Origin of the sequence: Caballeronia sp. NK8, assembly GCF_018408855.1 — a bacterium.
Lineage (GTDB): Bacteria > Pseudomonadota > Gammaproteobacteria > Burkholderiales > Burkholderiaceae > Caballeronia.
This window is the reverse complement of the sequence record NZ_AP024322.1, coordinates 1,111,076-1,127,191: the sequence shown is the minus strand read 5'-3', so window position 1 is coordinate 1,127,191 and position 16,116 is coordinate 1,111,076. Positions and strand designations below refer to the sequence as shown.

Below are 16,116 nucleotides of genomic sequence, written 5' to 3'. Positions count from 1 at the left end.
TTCCATCTCCTTCGATTGCAGTTCGAACCCGGTGTGATGATGCGGCCTGGCTCGGCCGCCGGAACACCGGGGCGCGATTGTAGCGCGCGAGCGCGTAAGGCCGGTTCAATCGAGGGAGTCGAGCGTGGCGTCGGTGGTGTCGATGACCATCAGGCCGGCGCGCAAGCCCGGCTTCACCTTCGCGTTCGGAAACACGATGCGCTCTTCATCGTGCGACACCCGATAGCAATAGTCGCCATCGCGCGCGAGCTCGGTGCCCGCAGCGAATGGCGTGAAGTTCGGCACATCGCTCGCGACGTTCAGCACGAAGCGATCGCTCTGCTTGTCGATCTGCGCGACGACGGTGAACACGCGCAATGGCGCGCGCTGCGCCGCCGCTTCGCCCGCGATCAGACGGCGCAATGCCGCATCCGATGCGGCAAAACGCGTCAGGTCGTTCTGGCCGAACGGCCGCACCTTGCCGAGTTCCAGCGTGCACGCGAGCGCGCCCGCATGCTGCGCCGTGAAATGCGTGAACGTGTTGCCCTTTTCGCGATGCAGCAGCACGGCCTGCAGCCGCGCATCGCGCAGCCAGTCGAACATCGCGCGGGCGAGCGGCGCGCCCGTGTGCGGCAGCAGCGCGAACTGCTCGAACACCGATGCGCGGATCGCTGTGTGCATGTCGATATGCCATCTGGGAAGCGCGGCGCGCTCGAAGAACTTCAGCGCGGCGTCCTCCAGCTCGGCTGCGCGCCGTGCCTCGCGGCTCTCGGGCAGGCTCGCATGACGGCCGCTGAACAGGCGATTGAGGTCGTCGTCGGTATAACGATCGCCCGCGCGCATCGCGCCGATGTTGCCGACGATCACGAGCATGCTCGCCGCAAGCGGCGCCTTTCCACTGGCGATATCCGCGATGAGCAGCGACAGCATTTCGATGGGCGCGGTTTCATCGCCATGAATGCCCGCCGATACGAGCACGCTGAGCGTCGGCGCGTTCGCGGGTTCGAGCAACAGCACGCCTTCGCCTTGCCACGTCCAGCGCACGCCCGAAGGTGCGGTGCCGGTGCTGGCCGCAGGCCGCCGGCCTTGCAGCGTGAACGCGAGAAAGTCGTCGAGCAATGACGAATCAGCGCTGGAAGTCATAGACGGCACCGAGCCCGAGAATGGTCGTCAGTTCGTCGAGCGCGGCGCGCGACTCGGCGAGCAGCTTCGGGTCCGCGAGATCGGCGGGCGCGAGACGGTCGCGATAGTGCGTGTCGATCCACGCATCGAGTTGCGTGAAGAGTGCGTCGTTCATCCACACGCGCGCGTTCACGGCGGCGCGCTCGGCGTCGTTCAGCACGACGCGCAGGCGCAGACAGGCCGGGCCGCCGCCGTTCTTCATGCTCTCGCGCAGATCGAAGACGAGCACTTCGTCGATGGGCGTATCGCGGCCGCCAAGCGAATCGAGGTACGCCGCGACGCGCGCGTTCTCGCGACATTCCTGCGGCACGACGAGCAGTTGCCGCCCGTCCGCGCTCGACAGCAACTGGCTGTTGAAGAGATACGAGGAAACCGCGTCCTCCACGCTCACTTCGTTCGCCGGCACTTCGAGCGCGCTGAACGGCGTGCCCTGCGCGTCGAGCTTCGCGCGCAGTTCGTCGTAGACCCTGTGCTGATCGACGAAAGCGCGCTCGTGGCAGAACAGCGTCGTGCGATTGCCGACCGCGATCACGTCGTTGTGGAACACGCCCGCATCGATCACGTCGGGTGACTGTTGCGCGAACACGGTGGCTTCGCCATCAAGACCATGCAGGCGCGCGACCGCTCGGCTCGCCTCGAGCGTCTGGCGCGCCGGATAGCGCTGCGGCTGCGGACCCTGGCCGTACTCGCTCTTGCCATACACGAAGAACTCGACGCCCTTCTCGCCGTACTCGCGTGCGAAGCGCGTATGGTTCGCCGCGCCTTCATCGCCGAGCGCGGGCGTGCCGGGCAGCGCGTGATGAATACGGAAGCGCGCTTCGTCGGCGAAAATCGCGCCAAGCGAGCGGCGCGTCTCGCCATGCTCGATCGCACGATGCAGCTTGGCCGCGAGGTTCGCCGGCGTGAAATGCACGCGGCCGTCTTCCGTATCCACCGATGGACTCACGGTCGCGGCGTTCGCCGTCCACATCGCGGATGCGGAACTCGCCGCCGCGAGCAATTCGGGCGCTTCACGCGCGGCGCGCGCGATCACGGTGGCGTCGTCGCCGGAAAAGCCGACAGCGCGCAACAGCCGGATCGACGGCCGTTCGAGCGGCGGCAGCACGCCTTGCTGAAAACCGAGGTCGGCGAGCCGCTTCATCTTGCGCAAGCCCTGCTTCGCGGCGGCCTTCGGATTCGCCACCGACTTCTCGTTGCTGCGCGACGCGACATTGCCGAACGACAGTCCCGCGTAGTTGTGCGTGGGGCCGACCAGCCCGTCGAAGTTCGCCTCGTATGCTTGCATGTTCGATTCCGGTGCTTAAAACGTGAGTCTTAAAACGTGAGCCCCGGCGATACGCTCGCGGGCATCTGCAATTGCTCGCTCTCCACCGACGCCATCGGGTACGAGCAGTAGTCCGCTGCGTAGTACGCGCTCGGCCGCTGATTGCCCGAGCGCCCGACGCCGCCGAACGGCGCCGCCGACGATGCGCCGTTGGTCGGCCGGTTCCAGTTGACGATGCCCGCGCGAATGGTGCGCTGGAAGTGCCGCCACGCGGTTTCGTCGTCGGCGAGGAGACCGGCGGACAGGCCGTAGGCGCTGTCGTTCGCGCGCTCGATGGCTTCATCGAAGGTCTTGTAGCGCGTGACCTGCACCATCGGGCCGAAGTGCTCTTCGTCGGGGATGTCGCGGGCGCGCGTGACATCGAGAATCGCCGGCGAGACGAAGCCGAGGTTCGCCGCGCGCTGCCTCATTTCGAGCACGGGCGCGGCGCCCGCTTCGATGAGACGCGCCTGCGCATCGACGAGACGCGCCGCCGCGCGCGCGGAAATCACGGCGCCCATGTACGGCTGCGGTTCGTCGTCGAATCTGCCGACGCGGATGTTCGCGCTCACCTCGGCGAAGCGCCGCATGAAGCGCTCGCCGAAGGCATCGTCGGGAACCAGCAGCCGGCGCGCGCACGTGCAGCGCTGTCCCGCCGACAGAAACGCCGACTGGATCGTGTGATGCACGGCGGCGTCGATATCGTCGACCGGCGCGACGACGAGCGGATTGTTGCCGCCCATCTCCAGCGCGAGCACGATCTCCGGACGCCCGCCGAACTGTTTGTGCAGCAGCGTGCCCGTGTCCGAACTGCCGGTGAAGAACAGCCCGTCGATCTGCCGATGATTCGCGAGCGCGACGCCCGTGTCCTTTTCGCCCTGCACGAGATTGAGCACGCCTGCGGGCAAGCCGGCCTGAATCCACAGCGCGAGCGTCGCCGCCGCGACGCCCGGCGCGAGTTCCGATGGCTTGAACACGACCGTGTTGCCCGCGATCAGCGCCGGCACGATATGCCCGTTCGGCAGATGCCCCGGGAAGTTGTACGGCCCGAACACGGCCACGACGCCATGCGGACGATGCCGCAGCACCGCGACGCCATCGGCCATCGGCGCGCGTTTCTCGCCGGTGCGCTCGTGATACGCCTGCACGGAGATATCGACCTTCGCGGCCATCGACGCCACTTCGGTGCGCGCTTCCCACAGCGGCTTGCCGGTTTCGCGGCCGATCGCGCTCGCGAGCGCTTCCTTGTTCTCGTTGAGCAGCGCGGCGAAGCGCTTCGCGATGGCAACCCGCTCATCGAACGCAAGCGCCGACCACGACGCGAACGCGCGCCGCGCCGACGACACCGCGCGGTCCACGTCCTGCGCCGATGCGCTGTTGCCTTGCCACACGGTTTCATCGGTGCCCGGATTGCGCGATGCGAACGCCGCGCCCGAGCCTGCCTGCCAGTCACCGCCGATATACAACTGGTTCGAAATTTCCATGTCGTGTCTCAACTGTTTATTTGGCGCGCGGCCAGGAGGTCAGCACGCGCACGTCGTCGCCTTCCTTCACGCGCAATGCGGCGGCTTCATCCGCCGTCAGCAGGAACATGCCGTTCTCGACCGCGCCGACCGTCGCGCCGCAGCGGAAGTCTTCGAGCAGCGTGTTCGAGACGAGGCTTTTCGCTTCGCCGGGCGCGCGCTGTTCCGCGATCTTCACGCGCGCCAGCACGCTCTCGCGCACCGTGCGCAGATCCGCGACATGGCATTCGAGCACTGGACCGGCATCGAAGATATCGACGTGATTTTCGTAGCGCAGCCCTTCCGCTTCGAGCATCTTGCGCGCGGGCGCGGTGTCCTTGTGCGTGACGCCGACCGCCTGCTGCGCGGCATCGGGCAGCAGATCGAGATACACCGGATAGCGCGGCATCAGCTCGGCGACGAACGACTTCTTGCCATGCGAACTCAGATAGTCGGCTTCGTTGAAATCGATCTGATAGAAATGCGAGCCGACCGCGTTCCAGAACGGCGACTCGCCGTTCTCGTCGAAATGGCCGCGCAATTCCGCGCACAGGCGCTGCGGAAAGCGATCCGTGAACTGCGCGATGAACATGAAGCGCGAACGCGACAGCAGGCCGCCCACGCCCGCCGTGCGATAACGCGGGCTCAGAAAGAGCGAGCACACTTCGGCATAGCCGGTCAGATCGTGCGAGATGTTGAGCAGCGACATGCGCGTCCATACGCCCATGTCCTTGCTCGCATGCACGACCGTCGACACGCGATAGTTGTAGAACGGCTGCTCCAGACCGACTTGCGTTTCGATGCCGCACACGCCCGCGACATCGCCGGTCGCGGTGTCTTCCATCACGAAGAGATAGCCCGCTTCGAACGCTTGCGCTTCGCCGGTGAGCGTGCGGCGCGCGCGTTCGACGCGGGCCGTCAGCGCGCCGTGATCCGGCTTGAAGGTGGTCAGACCCGGACCCGTTTCCTGGGCGAGCGCGACGAGCGCGTCGACATCGCCCGGCTGCGTGCAACGCACGACGATCATTGCAATTCTCCCGATGCCTGATGCAACGGCACGCAACGCACCGTGTCCTTGTCCCCTACGCCGAGCGCAGCGCGCGTGGCCGCGTCCAGCGCGGCGCCATCGGCGCGCGTGCCCGCCAGTCCGGCGACCGCGCAGCGGAATTCATGCGCGCCGCCCGCTGCGACCAGATACGGCGCACCGCTTTCTGACGCGACCTCGCGCACCACGCGCAATTCGCTCGAACTCGCCGACGCACTCTTGTCGATGGCGATCGTGAGCACGGGGCCCGCATCGAAGATATCGACGAAACGGTCCGGCTCGAAGCCTTCTTCGAGATGGATGTCGTAGGCGAGCAGCGTGGTTTCGTTCGGCTCGCCGAGCACGCGTTGCGCGTCGCCCGGAAGCAAGGGCACGTAGAGCGGATAGCTCGGCATCACTTCCGCGATGAAAGTGCGGCTGCGTCCGCCCGATTCCGCTTCCACCTGCTCGAAGTCCCGGCCGAAGAACTTTCGCCCGACCGCATCCCAGAACGGCGACGCGCCGGCGGCGTCGGTGACGCCGAGCATCAGCGAAAACACTTCGCTGGAAAACCGCTTGCGGTTCGCGGCGATGTAGATCATGCGCGCACGCGACAGCAGATGCGCGGCCGCTTCGTTGGCTTCATCGCGCAGCGACGGGTCGATGTAGAAACCCGTCAGACGGCTCTTGCCCGTCAGCTCGTGCGACATCGTGAGCGCGTGGATCTTGCGGTTCACCTTGAGCTCGCGCGACGCGTGAATCAGCGCATCGTTGCGAAATGCGTAGAACGGCTCGGAATAGCCCGCCGACGCGACGATGCTCGACGTGCCGAGCAGCCGGCCCGTCTGCGCATCTTCCAGCACGAAGAGATAGAACTCCTCGCCGGGAAATTCCACTTCGGCGCGAAACGAGTCTTCCGACAGCGCGACGCGCGTTTCGAGAGCGCGGCGGTCGCGCGGCAGCGAGTGCAGCACGGGAAGCGCTGCGCGCGCCATCCGTTCGAGCTCGTCGAGATCGGAGAGTGCTGCGGGGCGGACGAATAGCATCATCGGGTCCTGTTCGTCACTTGACGGCCGCGGCGCCGACGACCTGCTCGATCGCCCGGCCGATGCGCGCGAAGCCTTCGTCGAGATCGGCCATCGGCATGATGAGCGACGGCGCGAAACGCAGCACGTTCGGCCCGGCGATCAGCATGATGACGCCGTTGGCCGCCGCCGCATTGAGCACGTCCTTCGCGCGGTCCTTGTAGGCGTCGTTGAGTTCCGCGCCGATCAGGAGGCCGCGTCCGCGAATTTCCTTGAACATGCCGAAGCGTTCGTTGATGCGCTCGAGATGCGCCTTGATCGCCTTGCTGCGTTCGTTCACGCCTTCGAGCAGTTTCGGATCGCTGATCAGTTCGACGACCTTCTCCGCGATCGACGCGCCCAGCGGATTGCCGCCGTAAGTGGTGCCATGCACGCCGACGGTGAAGTGCGCGGCGATCTCGTTGGTCGTCAGCATCACGCCGATCGGGAAGCCGTTGCCCAGCGCCTTTGCGCTCGTGAGGATGTCGGGCGTCACGCCGTATTGCATGTACGCGTAGAACGTGCCCGTGCGGCCGACGCCGGTCTGCACTTCGTCGAAAATCAGCAGTGCGTCGTGCTGGTCGCACGCTTCACGCAGGCCCTTCAGGAACGCCGGATCGGCGGGCAGCACGCCGCCTTCGCCCTGCACCGGCTCGACGATCACCGCGCACGTCTTCGGGCCGATCGCTTCGAGCGCCTTCGGCAGATCGTTGTACGGCAGGTGACGGATGCCCTGCGGCTGCGGGCCGAAGCCTTCTGCGTACTTCGGCTGGCCGCCGACGCTCACCGTGAAGAACGTGCGGCCATGGAACGACTGCGTGAACGAGATGATCTCGATCTTGTCGTTGCCGTGCTTGTCGATGGCATAGCGGCGCGCGAGCTTCAGCGCCGCTTCGTTCGCTTCCGCGCCCGAGTTCGCGAAGAACGCGCGGTCGGCGAAAGTGAGATCCGTCAGGCGTTTCGCGAGGCGCAGCACCGGCGCGTTCGTGTAGCCGTTGCCGATGTGCCAGAGCTTCTCGCCCTGCTCGTGCAGCACTTTCAGCAGTTCGGGATGGCCGTGGCCCAGCGCCGTCACCGCGATGCCGCCGGCGAAATCGACATAATCGCGGCCTTCGGTGTCCCATACGCGCGAGCCGCGGCCCCGGTCGGGCACGAAACTGGCCGGCGCGAATACCGGAACCATTACTTCGTCGAACGTACCGCGATTCACATTGATGTCGGTCATGAGCCACTCCTCGTAAGGTTCGTGCAGTCAGGTTCGATATTAGGCAATCCCGCGCGTTCCGTCTTGCGCGTTCGCGACATGCTTCGATGGGCTTTTTCGCAGCTTTCAGGCGGCCTCGGGCGGCTCGATCAGCGCCCCGCCGCGCGGCTCGTCGATCGCGCCGCGCTGCTTTTCGATCCAGTTGCGGCGTTCCTCGCGCGGCGTCACGCCGAAGCGGTCGCGATACGCGTTGGAAAAATGCGCCGCCGATGAAAACCCGCACGCGAGGCTGATCTGCACCACCGACTTGCTCGTGCGCTGCAACTGCGTGCGCGCCTTCGTCAGGCGCAGATTGAGGTAGTACTTCGACGGCATCGCGCCGAGATACTGCCGAAACAGCCGCTCCAACTGCCGCCGCGAAATGCCGACGAGACCCGCGATTTCATCGGTCGCGAGCGGATCTTCGATATTCGCTTCCATCAGTTGGAGCGCATCGTTCAGGCGCGGATGACGCTCGCCCGGCGCGGTGACGAACGGAATGCGCTGGCGCTCCGTGCCCGCGCGCAACACGCCCGCGCCGAGCGAATCGGCGATGCGTTCCGCGAGATCCTGTCCGTTGTCGCGCGCGATCATCGCGAGCATGAAGTCGATGCTGGCCTGTCCGCCGGAACAGGTGGCGCGGTCGCGGTCGATTTCGAAGATCTGCTGGCTGACGATCGCGCGCTCGAATTGCTCGGTGAACTGCTGATACGTTTCCCAGTTCACCGCGACGCGATATTGCGAGAGTTGCCCGGCCATCGCGAGCCACCACACGCCGTGATGGATGCCGCTGACGAGCGGCGTGCGGGGCGCCACGCGCGCGAGGCTCGCGAGAAAGAGCCGATAGTCCGCGAACTGCTGATAGCGCTCCGACACGACGATCAGCCAGTCGCAGCGCACGGCGTCGTTGAACGCGCAATCGGCGCGCAGTTGCGCGCCGCCCGAAAGCGGCACGGGCCGGCCGTCCCAGGAACAGATACGCCACTCGTAGAGACGATGCCCGTCGATGTCGTTCGCGAGCGCAAGGCTGTCGATGATCGGCGCGATGCCGCTCATCGACACCGGCGGCAGCGCGACGATCGCAACTTGCAGCGTCACGTTATTTCAGACTTCCCGACAGGAACTGGCGCAGGCGCTCGCTCTTCGGCGTCGTGAGCACGTCCGCGGGCGCGCCCTCTTCCTCCGTGCGTCCCTGATGCAGGAACATCACATGATTCGACACGTTGCGCGCGAAGCCCATCTCGTGCGTGACGACAATCATCGTGCGGCCTTCCTCGGCGAGCTTCTGCATGACCTTCAGCACTTCGCCGACGAGTTCGGGATCGAGCGCGGACGTGGGTTCGTCGAAGAGCATGACGTCGGGATGCATCGCGAGCGCGCGCGCGATCGCCACACGCTGCTGCTGACCGCCCGACAGGTGCGACGGGTACTGCTTCTCGACGCGCGGCGGCAAACCCACTTTCTCCAGATACGTGCGCGCGCGGTCCTCCGCTTCCTTCTTCGAGATGCCGAGCACGTGCATCGGCGCTTCCATCACATTCTCGATGGCCGTCATGTGCGACCAGAGATTGAAATGCTGGAACACCATCGCGAGCTTGGTGCGCACGCGCTGCAACTGCTTGTGATCCGCGACTTCGAGATTGCCGGCGCGGTCGCTTTTCGTACGCACGGCTTCACCGTCGACGATGATCTGCCCCGCGTTCGGCCGCTCGAGAAAGTTGATGCAGCGCAGAAACGTGCTCTTGCCGGAGCCGCTCGCGCCGATGATGCTGATCACGTCGCCCGCTTTGGCCGAGAGCGACACGCCCTTCAGCACTTCGTTGTCGCCGTAGCGCTTGTGAATGTCCTCGGCGACGAGCTTGGTCGCGACGTCTTTGGCGGTTGGCTCCAACGCTTTCTCCTCGGGTGATGACAGGGACTGCTGCATGGGTTCGAATTCTACCGCTCAGGCGCGGCGCGGCGCGCGCGCCGCGCCCGCCGGGCGCAGATAGGCGAGCCAGTGACGCTCCGCGCGCCGGAACGCCGCAACGAGCGCGAACGAGATCGCAACGTACAGAAGCGCCGCGATGCCGAACGATTCGAACGACTGATAAGTCGCCGAGTTCGCGTCGCGCGCGACCTTCAGGATGTCCGGCACCGTGGCCGTGAAGGCGACGGTCGTCGCGTGCAGCATCAGGATCACTTCGTTGCTGTACAAAGGCAAGGCGCGGCGCAACGCCGACGGCAGGATCACGCGGCGATACATCGTGAAAGTGCTCATGCCGTAGGCGCGCGCGGCTTCCACTTCGCCGTGCGCAATCCCGCGGATCGCGCCCGCGAAGATCTCGGTCGTGTAGGCACATGTGTTCAGCGCGAAGGCGAGAATCGCGCAGTTGAAGCCGCTCTTGAAGAACGCCTCCAGCACGGATTGCGTGCGCACGAATTCGAGGCTGTACATGCCGGTGTAGAGCAGCAGCAGTTGCACGTAGAGCGGCGTGCCGCGGAACACGTACGTGTAGAGGCGAACGGGCGTCGAGAGCCAGCGGTTTCGCGATACCCGCGCGCAGGCGAGCGGCACCGCCGCGCAGAAGCCGAGTACGATGGAAGCGGCGAGCAGCCACAAGGTGACGACGAGACCCGACGCGCGCATGCCGTCGGAGTACAGAAACGGGCGCCAGTATTCGGCGAAGATCTGGATCATGGCTTGTCTCGCTGACAGGGATCAAAGTTCGGCATGCCGCACGCCGATTGAATAGCGGCGCTCGAGCGCCATCAGCACGAGGTTCGATGCGCTCGTGATCACGAGATAGATCAACGCCGCGATCAGGATGAAGAAGAACATGTTGAAGGTGCTCTTGCCCGCGTCCTGCGCGGCCTTCACGACATCGGCGAGACCGATAATTGACACGAGCGCCGTCGCCTTCACGAGCACCTGCCAGTTATTGCCGATGCCCGGCAGCGCGAAACGCATCATCTGCGGAAACAGAATGCGCGCGAACACGCGCATGCCGCTCATGCCGTAAGCGCTGCCCGCCTCCAGCTGGCCGCGCGGCACGGCGAGAAACGCGCCGCGAAACGTCTCGGTGAAATACGCGCCGTAGATGAAACCGAGCGTGAGCACGCCAGCCGTGAAAGGATCGATGTCGAACTGATCCCAGCCGATGGCATCGGTGAGATTGTTCACCGCGATCTGGATGCTGTAGAACAGCAGCAGCATCAGCACGAGATCGGGCACCGAGCGGATCAGCGTCGTGTAGGCGGTCGCGATGCCGCGCAAGGCGGCGTGACGCGAGAGCCTCGCGGATGCGCCCATCAGACCGAGCAGCACCGATACCGCGAGAGACAGCACCGCGAGCGCGAGCGTCGCTTTGGCGCCCGCCCAGAGGAGCGGGCCGTAGCCGTATAGGATCAAGAGGTGCCTCCATCGTCTTTCGAGTTGACCGGAAAGAGACGGAGCGCGTCGTCAGGCGCACTCCGGCGATTGGGGGCGATACTCGCAAGCGAAAATCAATCGCTCAAATGGGATGAAGGCGGCTTGCTGCGATGCAGCATAAGGATGAAACGCGCGGCGGCGCCGTCATGCGCCCGCCGCGCAACGCTGCCCGCGTGCGACAGACAGGAAAACCCGCACACGCGCGGTCGACGAAATTTGCATTTTTCAGGTCGCATTTTCGATAGACCGCGCGCATGCCTTTTACGTGCGCGCGACGCCGCGCACGAGTTGCGCGACCTGCCCGTTCGCCACGGCGACGTCCGGGCTGTCCTGCAGCAAGGGCAGAAACTGCTCCGCGAAGACCGGATCGCGCGTGCCGGCGCTGAACATGTCGACGACCGCCTTCGCGTGCGCGATGCGCGCGTCGGCGGTGGCTTCGTCGTCGTCGAGAACGTCGTCGAGGGCGGCGATCAGCGTCGAAAGCGGCGTCAGCCAGCGATACGCCGAGCCGTTGATCACGATCTGCAGGAATTCGCCCGGCGACACCGGCCCGAACTCGGCTTCGTGCCGCGTGCGCAGATGCGCGAGCACGCTGCGATGAAGCGCGAGCAGCGGATGCCGCACGTCGCGAAGAAAAGCGGTGGCTGTCTGGTCGTTCATGGTCGTGCCTCGTCTGGAAACTCACTAAGTGAGGACGATTCCATGCCGATCAAGCGCAATCAAGCACCGCGCATTCTCCCCGCATAGCGAATGAATTCGGCGGCGGAAAGCGGCGCAGAAAAGAGCCAGCCTTGCCCGAAACGCGCGCCGCGCGCATGCAGATACGCGGCCTGCTCCTCGCGCTCGATGCCCTCGGCGATCACCTGCACGTCGAGGGTCGCAGCCATGTCGATGATGTGCGACGCGACACTGCTCGACGCCGCGTCCTGCCCAATCGTATCGACGAAGGACTTGTCGATCTTCAGGCCGTCGATGCGGAAGTTCTGCAGATGCGAAAGGCTCGAATAGCCGGTGCCGAAATCGTCGAGATAGACGGCGTGGCCGGCGTCCCGGAAGGCGCTGATGACTTCCTTGGCGGCATCGGCGTCGAGGAAGCTGCGCTCGGTCGCCTCGATGCGGATCTGCGCGGGCCGCACACCCTGACGCGCGAGCGCCGGGCCGAGCACTTCGAGAAAACGGTGCGTGGTGAGATCCGGCGCGGACAGGTTCACCGAAACGTAGTACTCCGGGTAGCGCTTAAGAAAATCGCCGAGTTCGAGCAGGATCGTGTCGAGGACCTGATCGGTGATCGCCTGGATCAGTCCGCGATGCTCCGCGAGCGGAATGAAATGATCGGGCCGCACGATGCGGTCGTGATACTTCCAGCGCACCAGTGCTTCAGCGCCGACGCAGCGTCGCGTGGCGAGATCGACGATCGGCTGATACGCGACGATGAACTGGTGCCGCCGCACGGCGTCGCTCAACTGGCCGCGCGGCGACAGCCGGCGCACGATGAAGAACGCAGCCCAGCCCGCGAACGCGAGTCCCGCCGCGACGCCGCCGAGCAGCCAGCCCCACGGCAGCGTGCGTACGCGCTGGCGCAACGACTGATGCGGCGCGCTCACGACGACCGCGAGCGGCATCGACGCGGAGCGCCGCACGATGTAGGGCGAGTCGTCGTCGCGCGCGGGCGGAGGGGCGCGATACACGGCGAGGACCGCGGCGGCGTCGGTGGCGGGCGTGGTCGCGATCACGCGGCTCACATCGGTATTGATGATCCCGACGCCGCCGGAGCGATCGCCGTCCGGGTCGAGCGTGTCGACATAGAGCGAAGGATCGGCGGCGATATAGAAGCCGTCGCGGCCCATCACGAGCGAGACCTTGCCGCCCGGCAGACGCGCCAGCCCGTACCAGGCCATCACGCCATCGCGCGAGCGCCAGTCGGGCGGCGGCAGCGTGAGGCCGTCGAGCACGCCGGCCGACACCGCGCCCAGTAGAGACGAACATTGCCAGCGGCCGTCGCGATCGTAGGCGCCGGCATCGCGCACTTGCTCGTGCGTGAGCGCGATGCGCCGCAGTTCCTTCAGATACGGCGGCGAGCACGGCGCCGCCGCCACCTTGCCGATCTCGCCGAGCGCGCCCGAAAGACGCCGCGTCACGTCTTCGGCGCGATAGAGCGCGGCATTGGCGACCGTGTTCAGGCGTTCGGACTGCTCCTGCTGCTGGCTGCGCTGAGCGAACAAAAAGCCGATCCCCGCCGGCGCCAGCGCCGCAATCACCACGATGACGATCAGAAGCGCCGCCAGCGCCCCACGTTGGATGTTGTTCATTGCATGTTATGGTCCGCGGCGCAAAGGGTTCGCGCGCGCGTTTTCTTGTTTTCTGCTCGACGACGTCGGCTGGTCTTGCGCCGCTCTTGCGAGAGTCTCGGACAAACGACTTAGTTTAGGGGCCGCGCATCGCGCGGTTCAACGTTTTCTTTGCCCAAACCTTCGCTTTTAGGTGGGCTTCCGCACGGCCTGTGGATGCTTTTTTTGCCGACCGCGCGCCGTGCGAAAATGGCCAGACCAGAAACAGCGCTTTCCTTGCGTGAAATGACAGCCATGGCTTCACACGACATCGCTCGTCCGCTCGTGCGCGCCGCCGCGCCCGCCGACTTCGACGCCATCGCGCGCATCTACTCGCACTACGTGGAGCACGCGCTCGCGACGTTCGAGGAGATCGCGCCTTCCGTCGACGAAATACGCACGCGCCATGCGGCGATCACGTCGGCGGGCCTGCCCTATCTCGTCGCCGAACTCGATGGCCAACTCGCCGGCTACGCGTATGCGTCGACGTACCGGCCGCGTTCGGCTTACCGCCATACGATCGAGGACTCGGTCTATGTCGCCGATGGATTTGGCGCGCGCGGCATTGGCCTCGCGCTGCTCACCGCGCTCATCGAGCGATGCGAACGCGGACCGTGGCGGCAGATGATCGCGGTGATCGGCAACAGCGGCAACGCGGGATCGATCGCGCTGCATGCGCGGCTCGGCTTCGAGCATGTCGGCGTGCTGCGCGATGTGGGCTTCAAGCACGGACGATGGGTCGATACCGTGCTGATGCAGCGCGCGCTGAATACTGCTCAGGACGCCACGGCATGACCGGTCGCGCCGAGCGGCTATGATTCGGCATTTGCTTCCGCGCGTTTTTAGCCTTGCCGACCTACACCCTCGCCGCGCCCGTCAGCGCCGAAATCGACATCCGCAAGAGCCGCTTCATCGCGCTCGCGATTCCCGTCGCGGATCGCAACGAAGCGATGCGCGAGCTCGAACGCCTGCGCGCGACGCACCCCACTGCGACGCACGTTTGTTGGGCGCTGCTCGCGGGCGGCCAGTCGGGCATGTCCGATGACGGCGAGCCATCCGGCACAGCCGGGCGGCCGATTCTCGAAGTGCTGCGGCATCACGAAGTCGACGGCGTTCTGGCCGCGGTCGTGCGTTACTACGGCGGCATCAAGCTGGGCGCGGGCGGCCTCGTGCGCGCCTACACCGATGCGATCGCGAGTGCGATGCAACTGGCCGAACGCGTGGAGCGGATCGAGCGCGGCTCGATGGCCATCGAAGTCGACTATGCCGACGAAGCGCGCGTGCGCCGCTGGATCGAGCAGAACGATGCCGAACTCGTGCAAAGCGAATACGGGATGACCGTGCGTCTCGTCGTGCGGATGGCCGCCGTCGCGCGCGAGCCGGCAGCCGCCGAATTGCGCGACCTCACCAATGGCCGCGCGGTTGTCGAGGTAGAAGCGTGACGGACGAAGCGCGCGCCTTCGCGTTGATCATCGAGCCGGCTGGGCACTTCGTCGCGGTGCGAGACGGCGAGACGCTGCTCGAAGCGGCGCTGCGGGCGGGGCTGTCGCTGCCGCGATCGTGTCGCAACGGAACCTGCCGCGCGTGCCTGTGCCGGATCGTCGGCGGCGAGATCGCGTATCGCGTCGAGTGGCCGGGACTGACCGCCGAGGAAAAAGCCGAGGGCTGGATTTTGCCGTGCGTCGCGCTGGCGCGAACCGACGTGACGATCGATCAACCCGACGCGCGCGAGGCCGCGCCCGATCCCCGGCCCGTCCGCTCGCGCGGCTTCTGAGCGCGGGTTTTTCGGGATTGTCGTCTCGATTCAACGACCTACGATTTGATTCCCGAGTCCGCATGTGCGCGTTTCGTACAAAGTGCGTGCAGGGTATAGCTCAAAAAGTGTACAATTGCGTTTTGCCCTAAATTCTGGCAGGGCCAGATCAACCGAGATTTCAATGACTAAAGTACTGTTGAAAGAGAACGAGCCTTTCGACGTCGCCATGCGTCGTTTTCGCCGTACCGTCGAACGCACGGGCCTGATTCAAGAGCTCAAGTCGCGCATGGCCTATGAAAAGCCGACCACCGAGCGCAAGCGCAAGAAAGCTGCTGCTGTTGCTCGTCTGCGCAAGCAGATCCGTCGCGCGCAACTGCCGAAGAAGTTCTATTGATCGACGCGGGGCGCCCTGCCCTCGTCTGTCTGGATAGGATCGGCACTGCAACCTGAGATCGATCGGGTCGCGGATTCGCGCGCAGGTCGCGTGAAAGCTCGCGGAGTAGCGCACCTCTGGTTGCGCCCGTTTCGATAAGGTTGGCAAGATCGCACAGAAGCCTGCATGAGTGAATGCTCATGCAGGCTTTTCGTGCTTATGGGGAATTTGGCTTGGTTGCCCCGGTCGGACAGCCGATCTGGATTCGAACTGAATGGAAACGCGCAAAAATACGAGCCCGCCCTCGCTAAGGCTTACTTCCCTGCGCGTGAATAGCAAATGCGCGCATTCGAAGCGTGCGGCATCAGCTTCGCGACTTTAGCGCGGTCGCAACGAACACAATCGGCGCTGCGGGGACCCTACGCGTTTGCGGCTGGCTTCCCTTCTTATGCCGTCGTGGGAAATTACGTCCGCCCGCGATCCGCGATGGGCGATATGAAGCGGACTCCGCATTTACAAGCGCATGTTCGACGGTATCCCGAGTGGCCAGGGCCACTCCATCGACAACCGTTTGTTCCAAGACACGGAGAACGACCACCAGCCCAAAGGATTAGTAGCCGGTGGGCCGCTTTTTAGCCCAGCGGCACTAATTCACCTCCACCTAGTCACGAAGGACGCCAGATTATTTAGCCGTTTGCCGAGGCGCCCGGCATTCGGTCAACGTTTCAACTCGTCTTCATGGTGGCACTGCGCCGATTACGACTCGGCCTTATTATCTCTGACTCCGCATTAAACCAATATGCCGGGGATTTTAATTGTTCCGTGTCCGCCTTTGAGTCGCTCGACTCAAAATTCGCACGCACGCGCGAACTGCTCGCAGCCGTCTGTGGCTCCTCACTCGCGCAACTCCCGCCGAAGCCCGTCGCGCGCCCCGCGTCAGACGTGACCTTC

16 protein-coding genes are annotated in these 16,116 nt (G+C 65.2%); 4 read left to right on the top strand and 12 right to left on the bottom strand.

Translation table 11 applies throughout. The features are described 5' to 3' along the window. Positions 1-105: 105 nt before the first annotated feature. The 12 genes from astE to NK8_RS05235 all read right to left on the bottom strand — a co-directional run bounded on the left by astE (position 106) and on the right by NK8_RS05235 (position 13,018). Positions 106-1,122, bottom strand: coding sequence for a succinylglutamate desuccinylase (gene astE / locus NK8_RS05290; protein WP_213227886.1), 1,017 nt, complete (start codon positions 1,120-1,122; stop codon positions 106-108). Then, the gene (gene astB, locus NK8_RS05285; protein WP_213227884.1) at positions 1,106-2,446 is read right to left on the bottom strand and encodes an N-succinylarginine dihydrolase; all 1,341 of its coding nucleotides are present in this window, start codon (positions 2,444-2,446) and stop codon (positions 1,106-1,108) included. The genes astE and astB overlap by 17 nt, the downstream gene beginning before the upstream one ends. Positions 2,447-2,475: 29 nt before the next feature. Then, positions 2,476-3,948: a succinylglutamate-semialdehyde dehydrogenase gene (astD, locus tag NK8_RS05280; protein ID WP_213227882.1), complete on the bottom strand. Its 1,473-nt coding sequence runs from the start codon at positions 3,946-3,948 to the stop codon at positions 2,476-2,478. A 16-nt stretch (positions 3,949-3,964) separates the two neighbouring features. Beyond that, complete coding sequence (astA, locus tag NK8_RS05275) at positions 3,965-4,993, bottom strand: arginine N-succinyltransferase (RefSeq protein WP_213227880.1); 1,029 nt, start codon at positions 4,991-4,993, stop codon at positions 3,965-3,967. Continuing rightward, a complete protein-coding gene (aruF, locus tag NK8_RS05270) occupies positions 4,990-6,036 on the bottom strand; it encodes an arginine/ornithine succinyltransferase subunit alpha (protein ID WP_213228499.1) in 1,047 nt (348 codons plus the stop codon). Before aruF ends, astA begins: the two co-directional genes overlap by 4 nt. 16 nt (positions 6,037-6,052) lie before the next feature. Further along, positions 6,053-7,279: an aspartate aminotransferase family protein gene (locus NK8_RS05265; protein ID WP_213227878.1), complete on the bottom strand. Its 1,227-nt coding sequence runs from the start codon at positions 7,277-7,279 to the stop codon at positions 6,053-6,055. 105 nt (positions 7,280-7,384) lie between these two features. After that, complete coding sequence (locus NK8_RS05260; protein WP_225936240.1) at positions 7,385-8,353, bottom strand: GlxA family transcriptional regulator; 969 nt, start codon at positions 8,351-8,353, stop codon at positions 7,385-7,387. Positions 8,354-8,396: 43 nt separating this feature from the next. Then, positions 8,397-9,224 carry an ABC transporter ATP-binding protein gene (locus tag NK8_RS05255; protein WP_225936209.1) on the bottom strand — a complete coding sequence of 276 codons (828 nt, stop codon included), beginning with the start codon at positions 9,222-9,224 and terminating at the stop codon, positions 8,397-8,399. 18 nt (positions 9,225-9,242) lie between these two features. After that, entirely contained in the window at positions 9,243-9,977 is a 735-nt protein-coding gene (locus tag NK8_RS05250; RefSeq protein ID WP_213227872.1) for an ABC transporter permease, read from the bottom strand. Positions 9,978-9,998: 21 nt separating this feature from the next. Further along, complete coding sequence (locus NK8_RS05245; protein ID WP_162065375.1) at positions 9,999-10,688, bottom strand: ABC transporter permease; 690 nt, start codon at positions 10,686-10,688, stop codon at positions 9,999-10,001. A 282-nt stretch (positions 10,689-10,970) separates the two neighbouring features. Beyond that, positions 10,971-11,369 carry a hypothetical protein gene (locus NK8_RS05240; protein WP_213227870.1) on the bottom strand — a complete coding sequence of 133 codons (399 nt, stop codon included), beginning with the start codon at positions 11,367-11,369 and terminating at the stop codon, positions 10,971-10,973. Positions 11,370-11,428: 59 nt separating this feature from the next. Continuing rightward, the gene (locus tag NK8_RS05235; protein ID WP_213227868.1) at positions 11,429-13,018 is read right to left on the bottom strand and encodes an EAL domain-containing protein; all 1,590 of its coding nucleotides are present in this window, start codon (positions 13,016-13,018) and stop codon (positions 11,429-11,431) included. 273 nt (positions 13,019-13,291) lie between these two features. Between NK8_RS05235 and NK8_RS05230 the strand changes: the two genes are divergently transcribed. The 4 genes from NK8_RS05230 (at position 13,292) to rpsU (ending at position 15,186) form a co-directional block, all read left to right on the top strand. Beyond that, complete coding sequence (locus NK8_RS05230) at positions 13,292-13,831, top strand: GNAT family N-acetyltransferase (RefSeq protein WP_213227866.1); 540 nt, start codon at positions 13,292-13,294, stop codon at positions 13,829-13,831. A gap of 53 nt (positions 13,832-13,884) precedes the next feature. Then, positions 13,885-14,478 carry a YigZ family protein gene (locus NK8_RS05225; protein WP_213227865.1) on the top strand — a complete coding sequence of 198 codons (594 nt, stop codon included), beginning with the start codon at positions 13,885-13,887 and terminating at the stop codon, positions 14,476-14,478. A 23-nt stretch (positions 14,479-14,501) separates the two neighbouring features. Further along, entirely contained in the window at positions 14,502-14,810 is a 309-nt protein-coding gene (locus tag NK8_RS05220) for a 2Fe-2S iron-sulfur cluster-binding protein (protein WP_225936239.1), read from the top strand. A gap of 163 nt (positions 14,811-14,973) precedes the next feature. Next, positions 14,974-15,186, top strand: a complete 213-nt coding sequence (rpsU, locus tag NK8_RS05215) for a 30S ribosomal protein S21 (protein WP_006999077.1) — start codon at positions 14,974-14,976, stop codon at positions 15,184-15,186. The last annotated feature ends 930 nt before the right edge of the window (positions 15,187-16,116 follow it).